The following is a 1,581-nucleotide window of genomic DNA, read 5'->3' as shown; positions in this document are numbered from 1 at the left end:
AAAGAAAGTTAAATCCTGTGCTTGACTCTTGTGGTTAAAAACAGGACATTTTAAATGGTTTATCGCATAGACATTTTAATTGGTGAATAACACCAGGTTAATCCTGGGCTTTTTGTTGAATCTGATCATTGGTAGCAAACAGATCAGGATTGGTAATTTTGATGTTTTCCTGACAACTCCTGCAAAGCATCAGCCCAGCAAAAAGTTGTACATGTTCCCTTGATTCACAGAAGGCACATGGCTTAGGAAAAGAGATGATATTGGCTGAATTGACTAATTCTGTTGACATAAGAAGTAACCTTGGATTGTACATATTTATTTTTAATAAATTTCAATACTTTATACCTAATTTAGCCACTAAAATTTGTACATTATTGTATAATCCATGTGTACATATTATTTTTTATAATTTTCATTCACTTAGACCCAAAATAGTATTTATTTTTGTACAACACCATGTACAGAACAATAATCATATAAATCAAATTTTTAGCATAAAAAAGTCCATTAATTTTGTACACAATTCTGAAACTTAAAAATCTAAACTTTCATCAATTTTTTTCATAATTTCAATAAATTAACCTTAATTTTAAGATATATTCTGAAAGTTGGTTTGAAAGTTGTTTTTACATTATATTTCAATACTTTAAATCAAAAAATTGGATATTTTTTGAAAAACTCAATGAAAGTTTATTTTTTATTTAAAAACAACTAGTTATATTAGTTTTTATCCATTTTTTTTGAAACAGTTTCTATATGATAAAAAAACCTATAAAAACCATATCTAGCAAAGGTTTGAGGGTTATCATCTTTAGATGCGTGGTGTGTGACAAAAAAATCCCGGCATGTGCCGGATTCTGGATTAGAAAATTGGCTAAAGTGACGTAGGACTGGTGCTTGGTTTTACATGGAAAAAAGTATTTATTTTCTGGTTTATAAAAACGTAAAAAGATCAGTTTTTGTTCATTCATCCAGGTTAAAAATTTCAACCTAAAACTTTAATTATGAAAAGCTTCACAGAAAGCATTCAAATGCGATTTAAGAGCCTTTATCTAAAAAACATAGATCTATAGCGAAAAACAGAAAACAGCTCAAAAAACGCAAAAGAGAGTGAAGTAAAGAGATGTTTTGACTTTAGATAGCTGCATAGAGCGAGTGTCTACGAGCGAACTATCAAAATTTGCGCCTAGACTCTCTGAAAAACATTTTTTTGCCCTCTTTAGCCTAAGAAAGCTTAAGTTTCATGCAGAAATTTGCTCCTGGACCGAGCGTAGCGAGAAAAAAGCTCATGAGCGAAGCGAATTCCGAGTTGCTTTTGCTTTTTCTTAAAGTCACGCAAGTATTAACCAAAAAATTGCCCCGACGAACTGAGCGAAAGCGAAGTTCAATAGAGTTTGAGCGAAGCGAAAACCAAGGGCAATTTTTTATGACCTGAGCTTTTAAATATTTTTAAATCTTTTAAATGCTTTTAGACATGCTGAAAGCCTTTATTTATAAAATTCTTAGAGACTATAAAACGAGGTTTACCTTGCATTAAAACGAGGTTTACCTTGCATTAAAACGAGGTTTACCTTGCATTAA

The 1,581-nt window shown here is 30.9% G+C and carries 2 protein-coding genes; both read right to left on the bottom strand.

The annotated features are described in order from the left end of the window. Positions 1-97: 97 nt before the first annotated feature. A complete protein-coding gene (locus F985_RS24900) occupies positions 98-289 on the bottom strand; it encodes a hypothetical protein (protein ID WP_004706315.1) in 192 nt (63 codons plus the stop codon). A gap of 463 nt (positions 290-752) precedes the next feature. Next, positions 753-971 (bottom strand): hypothetical protein, encoded by a 219-nt coding sequence (locus F985_RS26370; RefSeq protein ID WP_001005328.1) that lies wholly within the window; start codon positions 969-971, stop codon positions 753-755. Positions 972-1,581 lie beyond the last annotated feature (610 nt).

The organism is Acinetobacter seifertii (assembly GCF_000368065.1).
Taxonomy (GTDB): Bacteria; Pseudomonadota; Gammaproteobacteria; order Pseudomonadales; family Moraxellaceae; genus Acinetobacter; species Acinetobacter seifertii.
The sequence above is the reverse complement of the archived record's forward strand: the minus strand, read 5'-3'. Positions and strand labels throughout refer to the sequence as shown.

Coding starts and splice junctions, on each gene's coding strand:
- F985_RS24900 (WP_004706315.1), bottom strand. CDS start 289: ATGTCAACAGAATTAGTCAATTCAGCCAATATCATCTCTTTTCCTAAG.
- F985_RS26370 (WP_001005328.1), bottom strand. CDS start 971: ATGAATGAACAAAAACTGATCTTTTTACGTTTTTATAAACCAGAAAAT.